The 25,044-nt window shown below is 46.5% G+C and carries 19 protein-coding genes and 1 pseudogene; 13 read left to right on the top strand and 7 right to left on the bottom strand.

Translation table 11 applies throughout. The features are described 5' to 3' along the window. Positions 1–23: 23 nt before the first annotated feature. Positions 24–1,235, top strand: coding sequence for a formate-dependent phosphoribosylglycinamide formyltransferase (gene purT, locus C8R34_RS02530; RefSeq protein ID WP_110337531.1), 1,212 nt, complete (start codon positions 24–26; stop codon positions 1,233–1,235). A 32-nt stretch (positions 1,236–1,267) separates the two neighbouring features. After that, positions 1,268–2,176 carry a D-hexose-6-phosphate mutarotase gene (locus C8R34_RS02525; protein WP_110337529.1) on the top strand — a complete coding sequence of 303 codons (909 nt, stop codon included), beginning with the start codon at positions 1,268–1,270 and terminating at the stop codon, positions 2,174–2,176. A 47-nt stretch (positions 2,177–2,223) separates the two neighbouring features. Here C8R34_RS02525 and ampD read toward each other — a convergent pair whose 3' ends face one another. Beyond that, positions 2,224–2,793 (bottom strand): 1,6-anhydro-N-acetylmuramyl-L-alanine amidase AmpD, encoded by a 570-nt coding sequence (gene ampD / locus C8R34_RS02520; RefSeq protein ID WP_110337527.1) that lies wholly within the window; start codon positions 2,791–2,793, stop codon positions 2,224–2,226. Positions 2,794–2,868: 75 nt separating this feature from the next. On the opposite strand from ampD, the gene tmk reads away from it, so the two are divergent. From tmk to C8R34_RS02495, 4 genes are all read left to right on the top strand, one after another. Then, positions 2,869–3,495, top strand: a complete 627-nt coding sequence (tmk, locus tag C8R34_RS02515) for a dTMP kinase (protein WP_110337525.1) — start codon at positions 2,869–2,871, stop codon at positions 3,493–3,495. Further along, positions 3,485–4,534, top strand: coding sequence for a DNA polymerase III subunit delta' (gene holB, locus C8R34_RS02510; RefSeq protein WP_258364324.1), 1,050 nt, complete (start codon positions 3,485–3,487; stop codon positions 4,532–4,534). Before tmk ends, holB begins: the two co-directional genes overlap by 11 nt. Positions 4,535–4,679: 145 nt before the next feature. Then, entirely contained in the window at positions 4,680–6,689 is a 2,010-nt protein-coding gene (locus tag C8R34_RS02505; RefSeq protein WP_110337521.1) for an integrin alpha, read from the top strand. Positions 6,690–7,088: 399 nt separating this feature from the next. After that, positions 7,089–11,309 (top strand): FG-GAP repeat protein, encoded by a 4,221-nt coding sequence (locus tag C8R34_RS02495; protein WP_110337517.1) that lies wholly within the window; start codon positions 7,089–7,091, stop codon positions 11,307–11,309. A gap of 128 nt (positions 11,310–11,437) precedes the next feature. Here the strand turns inward: C8R34_RS02495 and C8R34_RS02490 are convergent, their stop codons facing one another. Continuing rightward, positions 11,438–11,959, bottom strand: coding sequence for a heme-binding protein (locus tag C8R34_RS02490; RefSeq protein WP_110337515.1), 522 nt, complete (start codon positions 11,957–11,959; stop codon positions 11,438–11,440). Between the two features lie 214 nt (positions 11,960–12,173). Then, positions 12,174–12,752, bottom strand: coding sequence for a hypothetical protein (locus C8R34_RS02485; RefSeq protein ID WP_110337513.1), 579 nt, complete (start codon positions 12,750–12,752; stop codon positions 12,174–12,176). 313 nt (positions 12,753–13,065) lie between these two features. Here C8R34_RS02485 and C8R34_RS02480 point away from each other — a divergent pair, with 313 nt between their 5' ends. The 5 genes from C8R34_RS02480 to C8R34_RS02460 all read left to right on the top strand — a co-directional run bounded on the left by C8R34_RS02480 (position 13,066) and on the right by C8R34_RS02460 (position 18,900). Next, a complete protein-coding gene (locus C8R34_RS02480; protein ID WP_110337511.1) occupies positions 13,066–13,779 on the top strand; it encodes a dienelactone hydrolase family protein in 714 nt (237 codons plus the stop codon). Between the two features lie 51 nt (positions 13,780–13,830). Then, on the top strand, positions 13,831–16,374 hold the full coding sequence (locus tag C8R34_RS02475; protein ID WP_165872512.1) for a glycoside hydrolase: 2,544 nt from the start codon (positions 13,831–13,833) through the stop codon (positions 16,372–16,374). Positions 16,375–16,575: 201 nt separating this feature from the next. After that, a complete protein-coding gene (locus C8R34_RS02470; protein WP_110337750.1) occupies positions 16,576–18,048 on the top strand; it encodes a DUF4139 domain-containing protein in 1,473 nt (490 codons plus the stop codon). A 238-nt stretch (positions 18,049–18,286) separates the two neighbouring features. Further along, complete coding sequence (locus C8R34_RS02465) at positions 18,287–18,550, top strand: hypothetical protein (protein WP_110337507.1); 264 nt, start codon at positions 18,287–18,289, stop codon at positions 18,548–18,550. A 53-nt stretch (positions 18,551–18,603) separates the two neighbouring features. Further along, on the top strand, positions 18,604–18,900 hold the full coding sequence (locus C8R34_RS02460; RefSeq protein WP_110337505.1) for a hypothetical protein: 297 nt from the start codon (positions 18,604–18,606) through the stop codon (positions 18,898–18,900). 83 nt (positions 18,901–18,983) lie between these two features. Here C8R34_RS02460 and C8R34_RS16615 read toward each other — a convergent pair whose 3' ends face one another. The 4 genes and pseudogenes from C8R34_RS16615 to C8R34_RS02440 all read right to left on the bottom strand — a co-directional run bounded on the left by C8R34_RS16615 (position 18,984) and on the right by C8R34_RS02440 (position 20,978). Then, on the bottom strand, positions 18,984–19,208 hold the full coding sequence (locus C8R34_RS16615; RefSeq protein WP_110337503.1) for a hypothetical protein: 225 nt from the start codon (positions 19,206–19,208) through the stop codon (positions 18,984–18,986). 59 nt (positions 19,209–19,267) lie between these two features. Continuing rightward, positions 19,268–19,858 (bottom strand): HdeD family acid-resistance protein, encoded by a 591-nt coding sequence (locus C8R34_RS02450; RefSeq protein ID WP_110337501.1) that lies wholly within the window; start codon positions 19,856–19,858, stop codon positions 19,268–19,270. Between the two features lie 132 nt (positions 19,859–19,990). Then, positions 19,991–20,178, bottom strand: a pseudogene (locus C8R34_RS02445) (IS3 family transposase); the annotation flags it as partial. Positions 20,179–20,708: 530 nt separating this feature from the next. Further along, entirely contained in the window at positions 20,709–20,978 is a 270-nt protein-coding gene (locus C8R34_RS02440) for a hypothetical protein (RefSeq protein WP_110337499.1), read from the bottom strand. Positions 20,979–21,454: 476 nt separating this feature from the next. Here C8R34_RS02440 and C8R34_RS02435 point away from each other — a divergent pair, with 476 nt between their 5' ends. Together C8R34_RS02435 and smbP are read left to right on the top strand one after the other, a co-directional pair. Continuing rightward, on the top strand, positions 21,455–23,746 hold the full coding sequence (locus C8R34_RS02435) for a hypothetical protein (RefSeq protein ID WP_110337497.1): 2,292 nt from the start codon (positions 21,455–21,457) through the stop codon (positions 23,744–23,746). A gap of 609 nt (positions 23,747–24,355) precedes the next feature. After that, entirely contained in the window at positions 24,356–24,712 is a 357-nt protein-coding gene (gene smbP / locus C8R34_RS02425; protein ID WP_110337495.1) for a small metal-binding protein SmbP, read from the top strand. Positions 24,713–25,044 lie beyond the last annotated feature (332 nt).

Here is a 25,044-nt window from a genome sequence, read left to right as displayed (position 1 = left end):
ATTTTGAAACAGCATAACATACGATGAATAAACGATCAGTGATTGGCACACCGCTGAGTCCGTCAGCAACCAAAGTCATGTTGCTGGGTAGTGGTGAACTTGGTAAGGAAGTCATTATCGCGCTGCAGCGGCTTGGCGTCGAAACCATTGCGGTGGATCGCTATGCCAATGCACCGGGACATCAGGTGGCGCATCGCTCGCATGTGATCAATATGGCGGACGGCAAGGCATTACGTGCCCTGGTGGAGCAGGAACGTCCCGACATTATCGTGCCGGAAATTGAAGCCATCGCCACCGAGATGTTGATTGAAATTGAACAAATAGGATTGGCGACAGTGATTCCAACCGCGCGCGCCGCCAAATTAACTATGAATCGCGAAGGCATTCGTTGCCTGGCAGCGGAAACATTAAGCTTGCCGACGTCGCCTTACGCTTTTGCCAACAGTTTGGACGAATTGCGCGCGGTGATTGATGGCAAGATCGGTTATCCGTGTATAGTCAAACCGGTGATGTCTTCTTCCGGCAAAGGACAATCACGTATTGACACCGCCGAAGCAGTTGAAGCGGCCTGGCGTTACGCCGCAAGCGGCAGCCGGGTGGATCAAGGGCGGGTGATTGTCGAAGGGATAATTCACTTTGATTATGAAATCACACAACTGACCGTGCGTGCGCTGGATGCCAACGGTGTCGTGCAAGCGCATTTCTGCGAACCGATCGGGCATGTGCAAGTGCATGGCGATTACGTCGAAAGCTGGCAGCCGCAAGCGATGACACCGCTGGCATTGCAACGTGCACGTGAAATTGCCAAGAAAATAACCGATGATCTCGGCGGTTTGGGTATTTTTGGCGTGGAATTATTCATCAAAGGCGACGAAGTCTGGTTCAGTGAAGTCAGTCCGCGACCGCATGACACCGGTATGGTGACGATGTGCAGCCAACGGCAGAGTGAATTTGATTTGCATGCGCGCGCCATCTTGGGACTGCCAGTGGATGCCTCCTTGCAGGCGCCGGGTGCCAGTGCGGTGATTTATGGCCAACTGGAAGCCCAAGGCATTGCGTTTTCCGGCGTGGTTGAAGCGCTCAGTGTGCCGCAAAGTGACTTGCGCTTATTTGGCAAACCGGAATCTTTTGTGCAACGACGCATGGGAGTCGCTTTGGCGAACGGCACCCATACAGATGAAGCGCGGAGCCGTGCTAAACTTGCAGCCAGCCGAGTCAAACCCATTCAAGAATAGAAAATCAAACAACAACTTAAAAAAGGAAAATCATGACTATCGAACAACTCAACGCGCAATTCGGTATTGCAGGTCAACTTGAATTCGTAGTAGGCAAGGGCGGATTACCGATGATTCAGGTCAATAGCGCCAAAGCCAAAGCACTGATATCGATCCATGCCGGACAGGTGCTGTCATTTAAACCCGGCAACGAGCCGGAAGATGTGATGTTTTTGAGCGAAAAAGCTTATTATCAGGACGGTAAAGCAATTAAAGGCGGCGTACCGATTTGCTGGCCATGGTTTGGTGCCGATCCGGAAGGCAAAGGACGTCCGGGACATGGCTTTGTACGCAATCGTCCGTGGAATGTCATTGCAACGCAAGCCACTATAAATGGCGACATCGTCATCACGCTGGGTCTGACGGATACTCCAGAAACCCAGGCTATCTGGCCACATTCCTTTATCTTGAATCAGGAGATTATCATCGGCGATTCCTTGAATCTATCCTTGATGACCCGCAACACAGGGAAAGAAAAATTTTCCATTACGCAAGCGTTTCATACTTACTTCAAGGTTGGCAATATTGCGCAAGCCAAAGTGCTTGGCCTGGAAGGCTGCAATTATATTGACAAAGTAGGCGGCAGCAATGCGCAAAAGCAGCAATCAGGCGCAGTGACCATCGATTCGGAAGTGGATCGTATCTATTTAGATGTCGGCAATACCATGATCATCGAGGATAGCACATTGAACCGTCGTATCCAGATCACTTCACAAAGCAGCAAAACCGCTGTGGTGTGGAATCCCTGGGAGAAAATATCCAAGGAAATGGCCGATCTGGAAGATGCGGATTACCAACGTTTGCTATGTGTTGAAACGACCAATGCCGCCAACGATGTGGTGGAAGTTGCACCGGGAAGCGAATGCCGATTGGTTGCTAATTATCGAGTGATACGCAACTAGTCATGGGTTTCTAATACCGGATGGTGAGGTGTGCGGATGCCTCATCATCAGGAACATGAAATGGTTTTGAGATATTCATGATCGCCCAAGCTGCTGGCATATTTTTGCCAATCGAAACGCGGTCCAGGATCGGTTTTGCGACCAGGGGCGATGTCTGCATGCCCGACGATATGCTGGATGGGATATCGACTGCATAAACATTGCGTTACTGCAATCAGCATTGCATATTGGGCATCGGTAAAAGGCATGGTGTCGCTACCTTCCAGTTCAATGCCAATCGAAAAATCGTTGCACCGCTCCTTACCTTGCCAGCTGGATACGCCTGCGTGCCAGGCGCGCATGTTGCAAGGCACAAACTGTATGATCAAGCCATCACGGCGGATGAAAAAATGTGCGGATACCTTCAATCCCTGCAACGACTGGTAATAAGGATGCGCGTACGGGTCGATTTGATTTGTGAACAGTTCAAGTACGCCATTGCCGCCAAATTCATTCGGCGGCAGGCTGATGTTATGGATCACCAGTAAGCTGATGTGAGTACCTGCCGGTCGTTCGTCAAAATTCGGGGAAGCGATAAACTGGGCAGTATCCAGTAGGCCTGCGGCATCTATTTGCATGCGTTAAAATGGACGGATGATTAACTGATCGTGCATGGTAGCTTACCTTCATAACACTTGAAAACAGAAAAACACATGACACAGGGCAAATTCATTACGCTGGAGGGCATTGACGGCGCGGGTAAATCGACTCAGCTTGCCTGGATCATCGAATTATTGCAGCGTGCGGGATTACAAACTGTGGTTACGCGGGAACCGGGCGGAACACTTTTGGGTGAGCAGTTGCGCGCTTTGTTACTGGATAAATCCATCGCCATGCATGCTGAAACGGAAGCGTTACTGATGTTCGCCGCGCGCCGTGAGCACCTTGACAAAGTGATTCTGCCGAGTTTGGCGCAAGGCCAATGGGTCATATCCGATCGCTTTACCGATGCCAGTTTTGCCTATCAAGGCGGCGGCAGAGGATTGGATAGCGAGAAACTGGCTATCCTGGAACACTGGACGCAAGGTACGCTGCAGCCCGATTTAACGCTGTACTTCGATGTACCTGTCGACGTGGGGCAGCAACGCGTGAGTCAAATCAAGGTTTCCGATCGATTTGAGCAAGAACAGACTGACTTTTTCCAGCGGGTGCGTGCGGCCTATTTAACCAGAGCCAAGCAGTTTCCTGATCGCATCAAGCAGATCGATAGCAGCCAATCGTTATCCGAAGTCAAAATTGCGGTTGAGCAAGTTCTACAGCATTTATTGCATGATGAGTGATATTTATAGCTGGCAGCAGGGCATCTGGCAGAAATTGACGCAGAACCGTCAATTCCGGGGTCACGCATTGCTGCTAAAAGGGAAAAAGGGCATCGGCAAGTACGGTTTTGCACGTCATCTGGCGAAATCATTGCTATGCACAGCGCCCACAGCAGAACAAAAGGCTTGTGGGGAATGTTCAAGTTGCGGATGGTTTGAGCAGCATGGGCACCCCAATTTTTATCAGGTGATGCCGGAGGCGCTAGCGGTCCACTCTGGTGAGTCGAGCGAGAAAGAAGAAAGTGACGAGAAATCCGGCAGTGCTACGACCAAGAAAAGTGCCAGCCAGCAAATCAGTATCGAGCAAATCCGCAAACTCACCGATTTTGTCTACATGACCGGGCATCAGGATGGTTACAAGATTATCCTGATTTATCCCGCCGAAACCATGAATAGAGCGGCAGCCAATGCACTGCTCAAGAAGTTGGAAGAACCGCCGGCCAATGTGTTGTTTATTCTGGTAACGCATCAAACGCAGCATGTATTGCCGACCATACGCAGCCGCTGCCAGCAAATCGCAATGCCGGTCCCGGACATTGAAACTTCCATTGCGTGGCTAAAGCAGCATGCGATCAATGATCCGCAAGCCTGCCTCGCAGCCGCCGGCTTTTCTCCCTTGTCGGCACAGCAGTTCGATCAAGGAGAAAATGTAGCGCAATACCAGCAATTTATCCAACACATCGCTGATTCCAAGCGGCTGGATGCGCTTTCTCTGGCTGAGGCCTTGCAGCAGACAGCTTTATCTGTCGTCGTCAGTTGGTTGCAAAAATGGTGTTATGACTTGATCAGTTATCGCACCACTGGAAAAATCCGCTACTATTTGAATCAACTGGCTACCATCCAAGCGTTGAGTGGGCAGTTTGATTTGCTGGAATGCATTACTTTTGCGCGTACTCTAAATACCAAACAACGATTGTCCCACCACCCGCTGAATCCCCGCCTGTTCCTGGAAGAAATGTTCATCGACTATGCAACGATGATGCATGGCAGTAGGCAATAAAGGTTATTTCAAGGAAAGACATTAAGCAGGCTCGCTTGCCAGCAGAATTTTCCAAGCGTACATTGACCTCGTTACTTTATAAAATAGCGGATTAGATGCTTTTTTCAGGTAAATTCCTGATAAATTCTTTGAAGGAGTTCTTATCATGGCAACAACAATAATTAATTTATCCAGTCTTGATGGTAGTAATGGTTTTCGTTTGGATGGGGTGGCGAAGGGTGATAGATCAGGCTTTAGTGTCAGCAATGCGGGAGACGTCAATGGAGACGGTTTTGGTGATGTGATTATCGGTGCAGACAGTGCTGATCCGAATGGCGAGAGATCCGGCTCCAGTTACGTAGTGTTTGGCAAGGCTTTCGGTTTTGATGCCACATTCAATTTGTCCAGTCTCGATGGCAGCAACGGCTTCCGTCTGGATGGAGAGGCGGCAGATGATTCTTCGGGCAGACGTGTCAGCAGTGCCGGAGATGTCAATGGGGACGGTTTCGATGATGTACTTGTCGGTGCGGACCACGCTGACCCAAGCGGAATCTATGGCGCTGGATCCAGTTATGTAGTGTTTGGCAAGGTTTCCGGTTTTGCTGCTACGCTGGATTTATCCAGTCTCGATGGCAACAATGGCTTCCGCCTGAATGGAGAGGCGGTGTCGGATAGATCGGGTAATTCGGTCAGCAATGCAGGCGATGTCAACGGCGATGGTTTTGCTGATGTAATCATCGGTGCAAGTTATGCGGCACCCAACGGCATTTACAATGCTGGTGCCAGTTATGTAGTTTTTGGCAGGGCTTCCGGTTTTGCTGCTACGCTGGATTTATCCAGTCTCGATGGCAACAATGGCTTCCGTCTGAATGGAGAGGCGGGATTCGGTAGATCAGGCAATAGTGTCAGCGATGCCGGAGACGTTAACGGCGACGGTTTTGATGATGTGATTGTCGGTGCTCCTAATTCGTATGGACAGGTAGACAGTTCCAGTTATGTAGTGTTTGGCAAGGCCGCCGGTTTCAGTGCCGCGCTGGACTTATCCAGCCTCGATGGCAGCAACGGCTTTCGTTTGGACGCAAGAGCGAGGGATGATGGACTAGGTTATTCGGTCAGTAGTGCAGGCGATGTCAACGGCGACGGTTTTGATGATGTAATAGTCAGTGCCTATGGAATAAACCAGAATTACGATATCTCCGGATCCAGTTATGTGGTGTTTGGCAAGGCTTCCGGTTTTGAAGCCGCGCTGGATCTGGATGGTCTCGACGGCAGCAATGGTTTTCGAATGGATGGAACAATAGAAGGTCGTCCTGTTGTTTCTGTCAGTAGTGCGGGGGATGTCAATGGCGATGGTTTTGCGGATGTGGTTGTCGGTGCTTCCCACGCAAGCCCGAACGGTAACTTCTTCTCTGGTTCCAGCTGCGTTGTGTTTGGGAAGGCTGGAGGTTTCAGTGCTACGGTGGATCTATCCAATCTCGATAGCAATAGCGGTTTTCGCCTGGATGGCGTGACGCGAGGAGATACTTCGGGCGATTCAGTTAGCAGTGCGGGGGATGTCAATGGCGATGGCTTTGATGATTTGATCGTCGGAGCTCTTGGAGCAGGCCCGAACGGCGATGTCTCCGGCTCCAGTTACGTGGTATTTGGCAGAAGCAACTTTGGCGGTGACAATGTGATTGCGGGCACGCCGGGAGATGACATTCTCAAAGGCACCCCGGCGGCAGAAACCTTTGAAGCGGGCGATGGCAACGATCAAATGATCGGCCGTGGCGGGGCGGATACCTTTAAGGCGGGCGCGGGCAATGACAAGATTACCGTGGCCGATCTCGATTTTACATTGGTCGATGGCGGTGCGGGCAACAACGATGTGCTGCATCTTGCCGGTAACGGTCTGAATCTCAACTTGGCGGATTCCGGCGCCAGCATCAGCGGCATCGAAACCTTGTGTTTGTTCGGCAAGGGCGATAACACGCTGACATTAACCGCAGAAGGCTTGCTCAATCTGTCGGATACCAGCAATACCCTGAGAGTCAACGGCAATGACGCAGGCCACATCATTGTGGAAGATAGCGGCTGGGTCGACGGTGGCGATCGCGGTTCCGGTTATTACCATGTGTATACCCATGACGACGCGGTATTGCTGGTGGGGCAAAATGTGACGGTGGATTTTGCTTAACAAAAACTATCTGCATTGCCGCTGCGGTGTTTAAAACGGGCTTGAAATGCGCATTTATTGCGTATACCTCGCATTTTCTGGCCTGTTTTTGCGCGGCAATTGGTTTTGCTTCGAATGCGTTTTGCGATGATTTGATAAGAAGCGTAGAACGCCTGTCACTTCAAGCACAGCAGAAAATCCATACTGCTGATTCCATAAGATTCCTCACTGCGTTTGGAATGACGTCAGTGGAATTATCCAAAATACCTTAAAATTGATAGCAATTACAAAAACTTTGTAATTGGTAAGCAGTTTTTTCAGCGTAGCATCAGCTACCTACTTGTTGAAATAACATATCGATATTTCTGATACTTTTTTCAAGTTGTTAGTTGATTAATTCTTTTGTGGAGATTATCGGTCATGGCTACAGCAATAATCAATTTATCCAGTCTCGACGGCAGCAATGGTTTTCGTTTGGATGGAACAGCGGCAAGTGACTATTCGGGCAGTTCAGTGAGTAATGCAGGCGATATCAATGGGGATGGCTTTGATGATGTGATTGTCCAAGATAGTGGCCGTGACCCGCACGGTGATAGCTCCTCAGGATCCAGTTATGTGGTGTTTGGTAAAGCTACCGATTTTGATGCTGCACTGGATCTATCCAGCCTCGACGGCAGCAATGGGTTCCGTGTAAATACGGAATCGACATATGATTATTCGAGCATCTCATCCAGCGATGCAGGGGATATCAATGGCGACGGTTTTGATGATTTGTTTGTCCGTACCTTTGGTCATGATGCGTACAGCCATAGCAATGGTTTTGAAACCAGCTATGTGGTGTTTGGCAAGGCTTCCGGTTTTTCCGCTGCGCTGGATTTGTCCAGCCTCGATGGTAGTAATGGTTTCCGCGTGGATGAGGAGACATCCCATAATCATTCGCAGACTACAATCGTTAACGCAGGGGACGTTAATGGCGATGGACTGGAGGATATGTTTATCCGTGCCATTGGTGATACTTCGAACGACAATAGCTTCGGGTCCAGTTATGTAGTATTTGGGCGCACTTCGGGTTTTGATGCCACGCAGGATCTATCCAGCCTCGATGGCAGCAATGGTTTTCTGCTGGATGGGGTAACAGTAGGCGGCCAGTTAGGCTTCTCGATCAGCGATGCCGGCGACGTCAACGGCGATGGCTTTGATGATGTGATTATCGGCGCGCCTGACGCCGACCCGCACGGCGAGAATTCCGGTTCCAGTTACGTGGTATTTGGTCAGGCTTCCGGTTTTGATGCCACGCTGGATTTATCTACTCTCGATGGCAATAATGGTTTTCGCATGGACGGCGTGGCGGAGGATTACCATTTGGGAAGCGCAGTCAGCAGCGCAGGGGATATCAACGGTGATGGACTTGATGATGTTATTGTGGATGCTCCCGGTGCCAACAAGTACAGCTATGGATACTACACGCTCTCTCGCGATGCCCATTACGTGGTATTTGGTAAGACTTCCGGCTTTGATGCCACGCTGGATTTATCTACTCTCGATGGCAGCAATGGCTTTCGCATGGATGAATCATCTGCCTCGAGTTCCTCGGTCAGCAGTGCAGGAGACATCAATGGCGATGGTTTTTCTGATATGTTGGTAGAAATCTCGGGATTTACCCGGTACTCGAGCTACCAAGCCGGTTATGTGGTGTTTGGGCGCGCTTCGGGATTTGATGCTACGCTGGATCCATCCAGTCTCGATGGCAGCAACGGCTTCCACTTATTTGCGGGAGATGTGAGTTCTGTAGGTCAAAATCCGTCTATGGCGTTCAATAGTGCAGGCGATATCAATGATGACGGGTTTGATGATTTGATCGTTGGCGTTGTCGATGCTGATACGAATGCCTATGCTGGATCCAGCTATGTGGTGTTTGGCCAGGCTTCTGGATTTAGTGCCACATTGGATCTGTTCGATCCGGACAGCAATATCGGTGTGCGTCTGGAGGGGGCAGCAGCATCTGATGAATCGGGCAGCGCTGTCAGCCATGCAGGAGATGTCAACGGCGATGGGTTTGATGATGTGATTATCGGTGCACCACGCACTGATCCGAACGGCAACAATTCCGGTTCCAGCTACGTGCTGTTTGGCCGCAGTGAATTTACTAATGATAAGACGATCCGGGGCACTGCCGGCAATGACAAACTCACCGGCACGCCGGCAGCAGACCGCTTCGAAGCGGGTAACGGTAACGATAGCATGATTGGCCGTGGCGGGGCGGATATGTTTCTCGGAGGTGACGGTGACGATACCATCGCGGTTGCGGACCTCAGCTTTCAATTGGCAGATGGTGGAAACGACACCGATACGCTGAAATTGGCGGGTGGCGGTCTTAATCTGGATCTGGCCAACTTTCACAATGCCATAAATGACATCGAATCAATTGATCTGACTGGTAACGGAGACAATACCCTGACGCTCAGTTTGCCAGATTTGTCGAGTTTATTCAGCCTCGGTACGCTTACCGTGGATGGTAATGCGGGTGATCGTGTCATAGCGCTCACTAACGGTTGGACAGATGGTGGTGTCGATGGCGATTATCGTATTTTTTTGCATAGCGGGGCGGTGCTGCGGGTGAATAGGGAGATAAGTGCAGACGTACCGCTAGCAACAAATGTGATCAATTTGGCCGATCTCGATGGCAATAACGGTTTCCGCCTGGACGGATCGGCAAATAATTCGTCGGGAGGATCGGTCAGCAATGCAGGTGATGTCAACGGCGATGGTTTTGATGACTTAATTATCGGGATTAGTAGCGCTGATCCGAACGACATCAATGCAGCAGGATCTAGTTATGTGGTGTTTGGCAAGGCTGGCGGTTTTGCTGCAACGATGGATTTAGCCAGCCTCGATGGCAGTAATGGTTTCCGTCTCAATGGAGTGAAAGATTATGATTCTTCAGGAAGATCAGTCAGCAGTGCCGGGGATGTCAATGGTGACGGTTTTGATGATGTGATTGTCAGTGCCCCTGATGCTGACCCGAATGGCGAGAGATCCGGCTCCAGTTACGTGGTGTTTGGCAAGGCTGCCGGTTTTGATGCCACGTTGGATCTGTCCAGCTTGGATGGCAGTAATGGTTTCCGTCTGGATGGCGTGGAAGATTATGATTCTTCAGGAGAATCAGTCAGCAGTGCCGGGGATGTCAATGGTGACGGTTTCGATGATGTAATTGTTGGTGCGCCTGGTGAATTTTATTCTGACTCGCAGGTCTCCGGTGCCAGTTATGTGGTGTTTGGTCAAGCATCTGGTTTTGATGCCACGTTGGATTTGTCCAGCTTAGATGGCAGTAACGGTTTCCGTTTGGATGGGGTTGAAGCAAATGATCGTTCGGGCTATTCGGTCAACACTGCCGGGGATGTCAATGGCGACGGCTTTGATGATGTGATTGTCGGCGCGACTGATGCTGACCCGAACGGCATTCACAACGCAGGATCGAGTTACGTGGTGTTTGGCAAAGCCACCGGTTTCGATGCCGCGATGGATTTGTCCAGTCTCGATGGCAACAATGGTTTTCGGTTAGATGGAGAGGAAGCGGGTGATATTTCTGGCTTTTCGGTCAGCAATGCGGGAGATGTCAACAGCGATGGTTTTGATGATGTGATCGTCGGTGCGCCAAATGCTAACCCGAATGGCGATTACTCTGGTTCCAGTTATGTGGTATTTGGCAAAGCTGCCGGTTTTGATGCCGCGATAAATTTATCCAGTCTCGACGGCAACAACGGCTTTCGCCTCGATGGCGTAACCGAGGATGTCTTTTCCGGTAGATCAATCAGTAGTGCGGGAGATGTCAATGGCGATGGCTTTGATGACGTACTCGTCGGTGTCTCTTTCGATGGCCCGTATAACAATTCCGGTTCCACCTATGTGGTGTTTGGTAAAGTCTCCGGTTTTGCTGCTGCGATGGATTTATCCAGCCTGGATGGTAATAACGGCATTCGCCTGGATGGCGTGACGGCGTTTGGCGAGTCAGGTGCTTCAGTCAGCGATGCGGGGGACGTCAATGGCGATGGGTTTGATGATTTGATGGTCGGTGGTATCTCCGGTTCCAGTTACGTCATCTTCGGTCGCAGCGACTTTGGTGGTGGTGGTGGTGGCAATGTCATTGCGGGCACGCCCGGAAATGATGTCCTCAAGGGCACATCAGCGGCGGATATTTTTGAAGCCGGTGACGGCAACGACAAAATGATCGGCCGTGGCGGCGCGGATGTGTTTCATGGCGGTACCGGTGATGATTACATCCAGGTGGCGGATCTTGGTTTTGGCTCGGTTGACGGCGGCAGCGGCAACGACACGTTGCACCTGGACGGCAAGGATCTGAATCTGGATTTGGCAAGCTTCAGCAACAAAATCCACGGTATTGAAACCATCTGCTTGTATGGCAGGGGCGACAATACATTGACATTAACCGCAGAAGGTTTGTTGAATCTGTCGGATACCAGTAATACGCTCAGAATCAATGGCAATGCCGGAGATCATATTACTGTCCAGGACGACGGCTGGGTCGACGGTGGCCCCCGCGGTTCCGGTTATTACCATGTATATACCCATGATGACGCGGTATTGCTGGTGGGGCAGAATGTGGCAGTCGATTTTGCTTAGCAGGTTTTTGCAGAACTGCCATGTCGAGCGCATGAGGAACTAGGATATTGACTCCAAAAATTCCTCATGTACTCGGAATGACAAAATTGGTGTAACGAGCTTCTTGTATCCTATCTGTTCTCCAACAATTACTTGCTTTCGAACGTGTCGTCCGCTTTCAGGACTTTAAGTGCAGCGCTGGCGCACACTTCATCGAACTGAATTCCGGGAGCACCGCCTACACCGATACCGCCGACCACTTCACCGCCGATCTTGATGGGGAAGCCGCCGCCCAACAACAGAATGTTTTCATTCATTCGTGCCAGGCCTTGTAATTCTGGTTTTTGCGCCACCAGCATGGCATATTTCTGTGTCGAGTCGCGCAGACTATTCGCTGTGTAAGCTTTGCGGCGGCTGCTATCCAGCGTATGCGGTCCGGCGCCATCGGCTTTTAACTGTACTTTGACTAATCCGGATTGGTCGACAATGGCAACGCTGACCTTGAATCCATCGTCATGACATTTTTTTACAGCCGCCATGGCTGCCTGAGCTGATAATTCCAGCGGTAGAATTTTCTGCGTCGATAGATCCTGCGCCCAGACCGGATTGGATAATGCGCAGATTGATAACGCTGAAATACTGAGTACAACTTGGTGGAGTTTGTTAGTCATGATCAGGTTCCTTTTTAGGTCAATTAATGATATGGCTTGCTGGATCGCTGGTATAGCAAGGCTAACATTCTTTTGAATCGATTTTCAGATTAAATATTCCTGAAAATGGATTTTACCTGATGTTACTTTGGGGCAGGGCGGCAGTGATTATTTTCATAATATTACCGCCCTGTGAGATGCAATCAGCAGTAAAGCTGATCAATCATGATCATTTTTAATGACCTTTTTGCTTACTTTTGCTGTCGTCATCTTCCTCATCATCATTGCTGGCATCGCTGTAATTTGCCATGTTGGCATTATCTTGAAGGAATGTGACTTCCCAATTAGACGAACTGCCGCGGCGATCCATATTGACTGTGACAATGGAGTCATTAATCTGAACGCATGGGATCGTCAAAACGCCCCTGTCCAGATCCACGGTGGAGATACATTCTTTGACGGGAATAGTTTTTTGTACCAAGCACTTAGATACGTCGACAGTCACGGTGTCGGTCAGCGCGTTGCCTTGACTATCAAGCGGGTGCACAGTCACGATTGCATAATTGCGCTTGATGACGACATCGGTTGCAGTTGCCAGTAAGCTGGTGACATCATTACCTGCTGGATCGAGCAAGGGTGGTGCGGTGCATTGATTCAGTTGTCCGGTGAGCAAATCCTTAACAACCAGGCCTTTGTCAGCGATGAATATTTGATCGTATTTGATGGCGACGCTTTCCGCAAATACTGTGCTGGTTGCACATAGCAAAGAAGCTGCTACGCATGTGGAAAAAATTTTATTTCTTAGAAGTGCCATTTTATAAATTCCTCATAAAGGTTTTGTATACGAGATTTCTTCAGATCCTTTAATTGTTATAAAGTTTCATAACAATCAAAGTGTTCTTGCTGTCGCAGCATAAATATTCAGTTGCATAGATGAGATATGTGCGATAGCAAGATGCCGTTGTTATCGAATCAGATTTTTATTTATTGAATTTTTTGCAACGGGAGAGTTTGCAAATGCAATATAAAATAGTCTTTGTTGAGCAATTGTCATTGAACAAGATGCTATGCTCTTTAATGAGGGGAGTAATATATTGCTGGTGAATATTTAATAAAGGAAGAGAAATATGATTACAAAAAACATTGATTATGAAGATGGCAGCCGTCGATTGGAGGGGTACCTAGCGTATCACGACACCGGTGAGCCTAAGCCCGCTGTGTTGGTAGCGCACGATTGGAGCGGGCGGCGCGAATTTGCCTGTAAAGCTGCCAAAAGAGTCGCCGACATGGGCTATGTGGGTTTTGCGCTGGATATGTATGGCAAGGGGATTGTCGGCGCTGATGGCGATGCTGAGAAGAACGGTGCATTGATGAGTCCGTTTGCGAAAGATCGGGCATTACTCCGGCGCAGAATCAATACCGCCCTGAGCATAGTACGGCAACTGCCACAAGTCGACGCAACCAGAGTTGCAGCCATGGGTTATTGTTTTGGCGGTATGTGCGTGCTGGAATTGGCTCGCTCGGGAGCGGACGTGCGCGGGGTGATCAGTATTCACGGCATTTTGACACCGGGGACTGTCGCAAATGAAACTATAGTCGCCAAAGTACTTTGCCTGCATGGTCACGATGATCCGATGGTGCCGCCGGAGCAGGTGTGCGCATTTGAAACCGAAATGACGCAAGCAGGCGTGGATTGGCAGATTCATGTTTACGGCGGCACGATGCACGCTTTCACGAATCCGAAAGCCAATAATCCTGATTTCGGAACGGTATACAAGGAAGCGGCAGCAAATCGCGCGTATCGATCGATTGCTGACTTTTTGGGCGATATTTTTAACTAAATTGGATATGACTCAACGCTCAGATTCTTTTACAATTTTTCAATGGTCGGTATGAAAGGTATTATTTTAAGCGGCTGTGTCTTTTTACTGATCCTGTTAATTGCACAACAGAGTTTTGCCCAAAAGCGGATTTATCTTGCGCCGGATGATCATACCGATTACATGTGGACGGCAAACGAAGCCGAATATCAGGATGTTTTTCTGACTACTATCGACTATTACCTGGATCAGATGGATGCGACTGCGGCAAGCCCTCCGCCGTATCAGGCGCGCTGGAATGCCGACGGTAGTTTTTGGTTGTGGGTTTATCAAAAAAATCGCTCAGTGACGCAATTCCAACGATTGATTAACCGCATCAAGGACGGGCATTTCAGTGTGCCGCTCAACGCACTGGTGCTGTCAAGTGGCGGTACGCCGGCGGAAGCGATTTTGCGCGGCATGTATTATCCGGGATTAATCCAACGTGCACACGGCATTGATTTTCCACTGGCGATTGCGATGGAAAATCAAACTTTGCCATACGGCCTATCGTCGCTGTGGGCCGGATCGGGAGCCAAGTATTCGTGGAAGGGCGTGTGTGGATGCGCCACGCATGTGCCGCACCTGAGTAACCGCGAACGCGAGATTTATTATCTCGGCGGTCGCGACGATAGCCGCATTTTGATGAAATGGAATTCACTATTGCTCAATATTACGGGCGATAATACCTCCATTGGCAGTTATGCCGAAGGGCGCGACCCTTATGCAACGATTCCATTTATCGATACGGATATGTCATTTGCAACGCGCTATCCTTTCCCGGTCATTGGTGTTTTTGGCAAGGGAGAAGATGATCTCATCACCATCGACGATGAATTTGTCACTGCCGCGAAGCAATTAACTACCGAAAAACGCCAAGTCATTGTGTCGAATCAATTGGATTTTTTTAGGGATTTTGAAGCACATCACGGCGCAGAATTGGAAACCTTTGCAGCCAGTTATGGCAATGAATGGGAGCTGTATTCGGCTTCAATGGCGGAAGTTTCAGCACGGGTTAAACGCGCCGTGGAGAAGCTGCGCAGTGCTGATGCGCTGGCTACGCTGGTTTCTTTGAAAAATTCTACCTTTATGAATAGCCGGATTGCGGCACGCGATAAAGCGATGCTCAATTTCGGTTTGTACTATGAACATAACTGGACTGCAGATGGCCCTGTTTCGCGTGCCGACAGAGCTGACTGGCAGCGTAGAATCGAAGGTGAGATTACATCGTACGTCGACACGCTGCACGAGGACGCAAAAAATCAGCTTAGCACGATGATTGCCCGAAGCGGCACCAATCCGAGATTTTACGTGTTCAACAGCCTGAGTTGGAACAGAACCGATTATGCGGATTTTCCTGTCGACAATAAAAGCCTGATTCATGTCGTTGATGTGGCAACCGGGCAGCAAGTGCCTTGGCAGTATGTGAGGATTGACGGACAAACCCGATTGAGAATTCTGGCCAGCGATGTGCCTTCGGTCGGTTACAAAGTGTTTGAAATCAGAAACGGCGCTGGAATTTCATTTTCAAATGCGGTAAGCGCGATCGGCAATATCATTGAAAACGATTTTTACCGCATCACCGTTTCAAACACCGGCGCGATTACGAGTCTGATCGATAAGACGCAAGGAAATCGGGAATTTGTGCGCAAGATAAATGACCGATGGGTTAACGATCTGGGGGGAAGGGGCGGCAGTTTTGCAAGCAAGAATCCTGGTGCAGTGAGTGTAACCCTACGAGTGATTTCCATGAGTCCGCATTTGCATACGACGCGTATTACATTGATTCGCGGCAGCAATCGCATCGAAATTCAGAACGATATTCTGCAAAATTTCGGTGAGACGCTGACGTGGGGTTACTCATTCAACATCGATTCGTCCGATGTTTGGCATGAAGAGGTTGGTGCGGTCATTCGCGCCAAACTGCTGCCGAATGGCGGACATTATTCGCCGCAGAATGCGCGGTATGATTGGCTGACGATCAATCATTTCGCCGATGTATCCGACGATAATGTTGGCGTAACGCTTTCAAACCCTGATGCGTATTATATGAAACTGGGCAACAGCACACTTACCGAGCTTGATACCGACACGCCGCAACTGAGCATTCTGGCGGGCGGCCAAGTGGATGGCAAGCATTTCGGAATTCCCAATCAGGGCGGCGATTCACGATTTTTGCAGCGGTTTGCCCTGCAAACACACGGCGCCTTTAATCAAACAGCGGCGATGAAATTCTCGCTCGAACACCAAAATCCATTCGTAACGGGTGTTGTGATCGGATCAAATCCGGTTTACAGTGAAAACAGTCATACATTTCTAACCATTTCCGATCCGGATGTGCTGCTGTGGGCTTTGAAACCGGCTGAGGACGGAATAAATCAGGGTGTGATAGCGCGAGTCTGGAACCAGGCCAATGTGGCGCGCGATTACACATTATCGCTCGCCTCCGATATTTTATCGGGGAAAAGAACTACGCATATTGAAACGGACATCGACGACGCCATGATTATCAGCGGAGATTTATCGGCATCGCTCACCGCACATCAAATGCAAACGCATCGGTTGCAGCTTCGATAACTGAGCAAGACAGGTATGCTGGAATGTATGTGTGTCCAGATCATTAAATGTCTGCATTCGTGCATACAGGAAACGTAAATCAAGCAGAATCTGATGGCGGTTCTCAATATATCAGCTGCTCTTTGCGGAGATGCGCGGCAAACAGAATTTTGTATTGAAATGAGGAAATTAATTATGTTGAATTATAGTGAGTGTATACGCATGACGAAGCATCTGAAGAACACAGGTTTTCTTGAGAAATGTACTGGGACTGTAGCCGTTGCGGTTATTTCTTCCATCATTATATGTAATTCTCATGCAGCCACAGTGGAAGAAAAAGTTTCAACGGCCCAGGACCAGGAAAATATCGCGATCACGATTTACAATGAAAACTTGGCTCTGATAAAAGATTTGCGCCAAGTTACATTGGATCAGGATATTAATCGTTTGGCATGGCGCGATGTGTCAGCCCAGATCCGCCCTGAGACCGCATTGCTGCGTAATCTCACCGCGCCTTCTAAGTTTCGCTTGCTCGAGCAGAATTTTGATTTTGACCTGCTCACCCCGGCGAAGCTGCTGGAAAAATATTCCGGCAAGGAGATCACCGTTATTCGCACCAATCCGATTACAGGCGCAGAGACGAGCGAAGCGGCCACTATCCTTTCAACCAATGACGGCGTGGTGCTGAAATTTAATGACCGTATCGAAACGGGTGTGCCGGGGCGGATGATATTTCCTGGTGTACCGAAGAATTTGCGTGATAAACCCACTTTGCTTGTTTCACTGCTGAGTCCATCCCAGGGTAAACACGATTTGGAGCTTTCCTATTTAACGCAAGGACTATCCTGGCACGCTGATTATGTGGTTGCTTTAAGTGAAACTGGCAATTCGCTGAATCTGAATGGTCTTGTCACGCTGACCAACCAAAGTGGCATTGCTTATTACAATGCCAATCTGCAATTAGTCGCGGGTGATATCAATCGTGTGCAACCCGAACAACGCATTGCCCGAAAAATGATGGCGATGGCAACAGAAGCAGTTGATGCATCGCAGATGAAGGAAGAGTCATTCTTTGAGTATCATCTGTATACCTTGCAGCATCCCACGACACTTTCTGAAAATCAGACCAAACAGGTTGCACTGATGTCCGCGCTGAATATTCCTTTCAACAAAGAGTATTTGTTGCGGGGGGCGGATTATTATTATTCCGGAAAGCACGATACGATCAGTCAAAAGCACAAGATCCATGTATTCATCAATTTTCGCAATAAAGGGGAGGGCTTGGGTATTCCATTGCCCAGAGGTGTTATTCGCGTTTACAAGAAGGATTTGCAGGGCAATAGCCAATTCGTCGGGGAAGATCGCATTGATCACACGCCCAGTAATGAACTCATACGCCTTAAGCTAGGCAGTGCATTCGATATCACCGCTGACAAAATACAAACTGATTTCCAACAAATTGCCGGCACAGTGCGTCATTCCAGCGTATTTGAAACTGCGTATCAAGTTACCTTAAAAAATGCCAAGAAAGAAGCGATCACCGTGCAAATCCAAGAACCCATACCCGGTGATTGGGAAGTGATATCCGAATCTTTGCCGCATGTGAAACTCAGCGCCAGTTTGGCGGAGTGGAAGGTGCCTGTTGCAGCGGATAGTGAAACTACGCTGACTTATCGCGTACGCGTCAAATATTGAGAAGGAGATGGCATAAACACCCCAGGTGATCCAAACGTTTTAAGCACCACACCGGGCGAGACAGAACTATGCTATTGTCGAATGTTTCTTGCAGTGCGCCTATGCACAATCAGAGTAGAATAATTAACAGCATATTGTACGCAACCGAACAGATAAGTCTGAGAAGAATGGTTATTATCAATTTTGTAATCTTATGAATGGTAAATAAATAATTCTAAATTAAGGAGCTATATTCAAAATGAAAACATCTAATTTACTACTGGCACTGACTATCGGTTTGTTTTTCTCAACTGCATATGCTGCTGAAACACTGTATGAAAAAGGCGAAGCAACTAAAAATGAAATCAAACGCGATGCGAGCAAAGCAGTAAATCGTGTAGAAGAAGCGACTTGTACTGGTACTGATGTCGAATGTGCGAAGAAAAAAGTTGATAACCGCGTTGAAGAAGGAAAGGATTTGATTAAAGATAAATCTTCAGAAGTAAAAAATAAGATAGATTAGTTTAGATTCTTCCATTATTATTTGAAATTGACACAATTAAATGGAGAATTATTATGAATCAAGGAAAAATCTTAACGATAGCGACTATTATGTATATGGCTTTTTTTACAGGTAGTGCATTTGCTTTTGATAAATCTTTTCATCCAAACCATCAGTTTGTTGAGAGAGAAAGTATCGGACCGAACCTTAAACCTGACCTTATTATCGATAAAGAAAAGGCAGCAAAAGCAAAAACTGCAGAAGAAGAAATGCAGCTCCCTTCTGGAGTAATTCCAAGTGATCCTTCACCAAAGAATTCAAACATACCTACAGGAGTAGCTCGTAGGTTAACCCCGGCTTTGTACTGGTGATAAATGCATAAAACAAAAGAGCACTTAGTCAATATTGATCTAAGTGCTCTTCTCTTATGTACTGGCAGAAAAGAAATGAATGATCACCAGCCTCGATGCCATCCATATTGGGGATGATGCCAACCCCATCCGTATTGAACATGATAATTCCATAAATATCCAGGGCCTGGACGTACATAAGCAGGTGCAACATAAGTAACACCAGCCGGTATAGCTGGAGCGACAGGAACTCCAACTACTGGTTCTGCGACACATCCCGCCATTAAAATAATCATCATTGTACTTGCCGTAGTGATAAATAATTTCATAATTTAAACTCAGTAAATATAATTATATGGATCATCGAAAAGATGAAATGCGTTCGCGATTAAGTATTCGCATCCGCTGGTAACTCATTAGATTCTTTAAGTTTCTTGATTGAAAAGGAGGCCAATATAAGCATGGTTCCATTCATAATCAAATTAATCGCGAGAAGGGTTCCAAGTGCAATACCAGCCAATTTATCGATTTGAACCAAAATTATGGCACCAAACAAGACTACCATGATGCCGCCAAACAATAGCCAGATCCAACCACGAAATGAGCGAAGCTGGTATGCATAAAAAATCTGCGTAATTCCGTAAACCATTAGTAACGATGCAACCACAAGAGTAAGGCTAAAAATACCTTCTATCGGATTAAGAATAAGTACAATACCCAATATTATCGATAACGTGCCTGACGTTATGATCCAACCTTTTCCTTTCTGTTCGGTCTGGAAGGCTTGCAAGATACTTGCAATACCGGAAAAAACAAATATCCAGGCAACTAAAATTTCTACAGTAAGGGTTGCAAAAAACGGTTGATATAAGGAAAAAACTCCCCCAATCAAACTAATAACGCCTATGATCAAAAACCAATACCATTTGTTGCGTAATTCAGTGATGTCTTCTGGTTTCAAGTTTATAGTAGTTTTCATAAATTTCTTTGCTCCTAATAAATTGGGAATCAGTTTGAGAATTTCAGGACATAGGTCATGAAAACTGATTCTGAAATTAACAATCTTATTGATTAATTAGATAGCGATTAGCTGATATTTTAACAGCAATGGATTCAGCTTGTTCTCGAACACCGGTTGTTTATGATTACTCCTTGTACTTCTGCCGGTACCGCATTTGCACACCCGCTTCTCGCATCAGGCTTCGAGCTTCCCAGCGACCAACCGGATAACCCGATACATTCATTCAGTGCTTTTGCGATTCTACGGCTGCCGTAGCTAAGATTGCTGGAGTTCGCTATGCCTTCCGTAACACGGATCTGCAGAACGGACATAATCCATCAGCCTGTCTGAGCTTGACAATCAACTTTGGCAGAGCTTAATCTTACTTCAGTCTGCACAGCTTAAGAAGACCACTTCGGTTCGATTTCCCATGCGCAACTTTAGAAAACAAAATAATCGCCATAGGAGTTTAATGACTTGGCTGTAACCTGCTAATTTAATGAATAATTTTCACTGGATATAGCAGGATCCTCATTAACTAATTGTAATGAGTAATCTGATCGGGCTGACTCAGCTACTAGGCCATTATAAACAGCTTTCTCCCAAGCCTTAGTGAAATAATCTTAGTATAAATCATCTCCTAATAGTTCTATTGGATACTCAGCGATAATATTGTCTGAGTTAATTTCAATAATTTGCACGCTAGTAAACATGACAATAATCCCTTTATATTTTAAATATTCCTCCAAACACCAGAAGCGTTTCAGTCCGCTTTCGTGCGCTGATGGGAAAATCCCGCCGAGGCGGGTCAAGTAAAGTACCGATAATTTTATTTCTCTTTAGCGGGGTTACTACTTGCTTTTTTAGATGTATGTTCCCCGGCCGCATCATCGCGAGGACCTTCTGGATGGTTATCGCTGGAAGAATTGTATGTTTCCTTATTATCTTTATTCTCGTCAGGTGAATGGGAACGAACTGGCTTTGGTGAATTTTCCTTATTATCTGTTTTATTTTGAGTTTGTGGATAATCCGCAGCAAATACCGGCGCACCAACTAATAAAAATCCACTGATAATTGTTGTGAGTAATATTTTCGTCATGATAATAATCCTTTCATTTTTATAAGGATTTTTAGAATGCCTTATTATTCAGTGACAGTCTGTACGTAAAAGCACAGAGTTAGAGATCTTTGTACGGAAACAGTCCAAGGGTACTGGATCGGGTGATATAATTATTTTTTAAAACAATATCATTGAAGTGATTGGCATCAATTTCTCGGAATAACTCACATTAGTTATTCCGAGCGTAGAGAGAAATTCTTAATAATCAATGTAATGGATTTCTTACTCTTGCTCGAAATAACACTTGTTAAGGGTCTCCTTAAGTATATTTATAAAACAATCACCTGCAATGCTTGCCAGCAATCAAACTGGTGTCGATCTACCTCAATCAGCAGTATTCTCAAATAAAGAACCCGCGGGAAGACCACGGGGAATCGCAAATTGAAGCTTCTATGAACAATATCTAGAATCAATAATGCATTGATTTTTCATTGAATTTAATTAAGGGAATCAACATGACAGCTGCAAATATAACAGATGCGCAAAAAACAGAAGTTCTGAAAATTGTCGTGGGATTGTTCAGCGCTGCGCCAGGAAGTAATTATCTAAATGATTTTACAACTGCAATAACTCATGGAATGACGACACTGCAGTTGGCTGAAATTTTGGCGATGCAAACTGATTTTTTTGACACGATTATGCCATCATGCCACGAGATTTCTAAAGAGCAGCAAGCTGAATTATTGATGAAAAATTTTGACCTTAATACCGGCAACCCTGACCTCTTAAGTGCAGATGCTCAAGCTGAAGCTTATTTCAGAGGACAAATTGACGCTGGCATTGGCTTGGGAGAAATTGTCTATGATGCCGTACAGTACCTATCTACCTTACCTGCACCCGAATTCAGGGATACCGCAGCACTACTTACCAACAAAGCTTTGGTTGCTGAACAGTATTCTTTGAACTATTCATCAGATGATCTGACTGAACTGCGATCTATACTTGGTGCAGTATCCACCACATACCCAACTGACGTGACTGAAGCGCAAGAATACCTGCTTACCGACTATTCTCACAGCGAATTCTCACACTTAATTTATGGGCAAGATACTGTTGCAGGTTTCGCCGGTGATGATACTTTTACGGCAGGCCTCGTTAGTGACAGTAAAGGTAATTTGGTGAACAGCCTCGAGAGTGGCGATATTTTGGATGGCAGTAACGGTAAAGACACCTTGAATGCTACGCTTCATGAAGCAACAACGATCACGCCTATGATGACCGGAATTGAGATAGTGAACATTCGGAATGTAACTTCTGATGCGATTATCGATTTCGCCCGCACAACCGGTGTAGAACAAATTTGGAACAATGCATCTTCATCCGATAGAACGCTAACTTATGAAACTGCGCCGATTGCGGCTATTTTTGGGGTTAGAAATACCAGCTCAACAACCGACATAAAGACTTTCGATGATGCAACAAGTAACGCAGATCATTTATCGCTAGCGGTAGCTGATGCGGGTAGCATTAAAACCAACGCCGTTATCACCTCTACAGATAATGCCAGCGCTACTGAAACATTGAGCATTGCTGCAACTGGAAAAAACTTTGTCGATGTTTCTGCATTTAATGCCATTACGAAATTAATAGTAACCAATACAGGCACTGTAGCAGCCGTTGTCGATGCATCTGCTTTAACAGAATTGGATGCATCAAATAATTGCGGCGGAGTGCAATGTGATCTCAATAAGGCCAAAACCAACTTAACGATAGCCGGTGGTTTGGGGAATGATGTAATTTTCTCAGGCGATGCTAACGATAGCATTCATTTAGGTGCGGGTAATGACAGAGTAGTATTCGCTGCGGGTACGATCAATACTAACGATATTGTCGACGGTGGAGAGGGTAAAGATATCTTCGCCATTGCTGGTGATGATATTGGTCTTTTAAATGGTGCTGTACATACTGGTTTTGAAGTATTGGAACTAACTGCTGCGAAAAATGCTGTTTCTTTCGACAATACCGGATCAATTGTGGAAAAAATCATTCTATCGGGTAGCGTCACCGATGGCGGCGATTTAAATATTGATAATCTGGGAGATGGAATACTCGAAATTCAATCAAACCAGAACAAGAATGATATTAATGTATCCGGAATAAACATCAGCTTGCTTATCAATGCTAATACAGCAATCACGGTAAATGGTTTGAGTGTTACCAATGATGCCGCAGTGACTATCAGCACAGCAACTGAGGCCGACGATATAAGGTTTTCCGCAATCGAAACAGATGGCGTAGCAACATTAACATTTTCAGGTGCTGGCGATGTGATCATCACAGATATGACGGATGTGAATTCTACCAACAATGCAACAGCGAGAATGACAGAATTAAATCTGATTAATCAAACTGGTGGATTTGAAATATCAGTCAACAACATCGGTTATGGTACTCAATTCCTATTGGCAAACTTAGGCAATACCACCACAGCGAAATTCGATTTTGATGGTGACAAAGTTACTGATGATGCCTCATACCTCGATGCTGCGGCAGGATCTCGCGATACTTTTGTGTTTACCACAGCATTTGATGGAAATATTGCCATCACAAATGGTGAATTTGGTAGCAATGCAACGGATGATCAAATCGATTTAACTGCTTTCAATCTTACAGGAATTAGCGATCTCAATTTCAATTTAGAGAATACCGGTTTATTAATTTCTAGTAAGACAGATGCCTTTGATGGCCACATTCTCCTCGTTGGAATATCAAAATCAGAAATCGACGCAGCGGATTTCGTTTTTTAAACATTATCGAATGATTAATTACCTTTAAATCGATCAGGATATTATGAACAATAATACCCTGCAGATTCCATAAATGGAATCGCCCATCGCCATGAGGAAACCATGGTTGCAGCGGCTATTTTTCTACTCTTTGCAGTCCAGGCTACGGCGATGTTCACTTATGGCCGTGTAACTGAGCGGCTTGAGTCTCCAATCGCATCCACAGAACCGAGAAAACAGCCAGGGTGAAACACCACTAGCAAGCGCAATACCGGTATCTCAGCCTGTCGCGTGTAGTTTGTGGCCTTACCAAGTACAAAACAATCGCTCTCAATGCTTTCTGATGCGGTCGATTGGTTGCAGGTCGCTGCGTGTGTCGCCAATAAGACTAATTGTGTTTGTTATGGGCATCAGGCTCAACGTTTGAATATTGTTCCTGATACCTGTCAGGCTGCAATCAATTATGGGTGGATTGTGCCTAAGAAACTTTGAGCAAAGTTATAAATAGGGCACTTAATCCATTTTTGTTTAAAGCAATAAGATGATTTTACAAATTTATACTTATTTTTCTGATTTTGATTTCTGAAAATTCTAACTTTGTTTGTAACATAATGAGAAATAAATAAATTTATGCTAATAATTAATAATGTTGTTAACACGATGTTATACCTCAGTGTTACACTTATCTTTCTATTCTTTCTTTCAGCATGTCGGACAGAAAATCATTTACATCAGGCAATTAAATATTCTGAAGCTGCGGTTTTGGCAGATAATCGAAAAATTATCTCTAAACATTTAGAACTAGCAAAATTTCATGCTCTTTCGACCCTAAACCAAAAAAATATGTCATCTGCGGATCGTATTCATTTGGCTGTTGGTATTGTAAGTTTGGATCAGGCAATTGAAAATGGAATACTTGAAGCTGATGATTCATCGAGGAGATCTGCAAGAGTCGCAATGGCTCACTTCAAGGAAATTACACCATAAGCTATTTGTTTAACCTTTAGAACTTTCCAGGGTCGCGCCGCCGATCGGCGCGAAGGGTATGCTCCCGAAAGGGGGCATGCTGCCCGAACCCTAATGCGATTTATTTTTATTCAGACTACACCATATTGCTAAACAGTTTTTGATAATTTCTAATTGTTCTAGAATAATATGACATATATCAGATTACTTAAAATTCAAATTTAAATGTGACGCCAACAACACGCAGATAAGCAGCACTGTCAATCGGCATTGAAAACTTTCCAGGAATCGGCGTCGAAAAGTTTCCACCTGGTATAGTTGGTTAATCGGTTTTTATACACTTCTTACGATGC

Origin of the sequence: Nitrosomonas sp. Nm84, from assembly GCF_003201565.1 — a bacterium.
In the GTDB taxonomy this organism is placed as follows: domain Bacteria; phylum Pseudomonadota; class Gammaproteobacteria; order Burkholderiales; family Nitrosomonadaceae; genus Nitrosomonas.
This window is presented reverse-complemented; position numbering and strand designations above follow the sequence as displayed.

Coding starts and splice junctions, on each gene's coding strand:
- C8R34_RS02525 (WP_110337529.1), top strand. CDS start 1,268: ATGACTATCGAACAACTCAACGCGCAATTCGGTATTGCAGGTCAACTT.
- C8R34_RS02495 (WP_110337517.1), top strand. CDS start 7,089: ATGGCTACAGCAATAATCAATTTATCCAGTCTCGACGGCAGCAATGGT.
- purT (WP_110337531.1), top strand. CDS start 24: ATGAATAAACGATCAGTGATTGGCACACCGCTGAGTCCGTCAGCAACC.
- C8R34_RS02475 (WP_165872512.1), top strand. CDS start 13,831: ATGAAAGGTATTATTTTAAGCGGCTGTGTCTTTTTACTGATCCTGTTA.
- C8R34_RS16615 (WP_110337503.1), bottom strand. CDS start 19,208: ATGAAATTATTTATCACTACGGCAAGTACAATGATGATTATTTTAATG.
- C8R34_RS02450 (WP_110337501.1), bottom strand. CDS start 19,858: ATGAAAACTACTATAAACTTGAAACCAGAAGACATCACTGAATTACGC.
- ampD (WP_110337527.1), bottom strand. CDS start 2,793: ATGCAAATAGATGCCGCAGGCCTACTGGATACTGCCCAGTTTATCGCT.
- tmk (WP_110337525.1), top strand. CDS start 2,869: ATGACACAGGGCAAATTCATTACGCTGGAGGGCATTGACGGCGCGGGT.
- C8R34_RS02465 (WP_110337507.1), top strand. CDS start 18,287: ATGAAAACATCTAATTTACTACTGGCACTGACTATCGGTTTGTTTTTC.
- C8R34_RS02470 (WP_110337750.1), top strand. CDS start 16,576: ATGACGAAGCATCTGAAGAACACAGGTTTTCTTGAGAAATGTACTGGG.
- C8R34_RS02440 (WP_110337499.1), bottom strand. CDS start 20,978: ATGACGAAAATATTACTCACAACAATTATCAGTGGATTTTTATTAGTT.
- C8R34_RS02485 (WP_110337513.1), bottom strand. CDS start 12,752: ATGGCACTTCTAAGAAATAAAATTTTTTCCACATGCGTAGCAGCTTCT.
- C8R34_RS02460 (WP_110337505.1), top strand. CDS start 18,604: ATGAATCAAGGAAAAATCTTAACGATAGCGACTATTATGTATATGGCT.
- C8R34_RS02505 (WP_110337521.1), top strand. CDS start 4,680: ATGGCAACAACAATAATTAATTTATCCAGTCTTGATGGTAGTAATGGT.
- C8R34_RS02435 (WP_110337497.1), top strand. CDS start 21,455: ATGACAGCTGCAAATATAACAGATGCGCAAAAAACAGAAGTTCTGAAA.
- C8R34_RS02480 (WP_110337511.1), top strand. CDS start 13,066: ATGATTACAAAAAACATTGATTATGAAGATGGCAGCCGTCGATTGGAG.
- smbP (WP_110337495.1), top strand. CDS start 24,356: ATGCTAATAATTAATAATGTTGTTAACACGATGTTATACCTCAGTGTT.
- holB (WP_258364324.1), top strand. CDS start 3,485: ATGATGAGTGATATTTATAGCTGGCAGCAGGGCATCTGGCAGAAATTG.
- C8R34_RS02490 (WP_110337515.1), bottom strand. CDS start 11,959: ATGACTAACAAACTCCACCAAGTTGTACTCAGTATTTCAGCGTTATCA.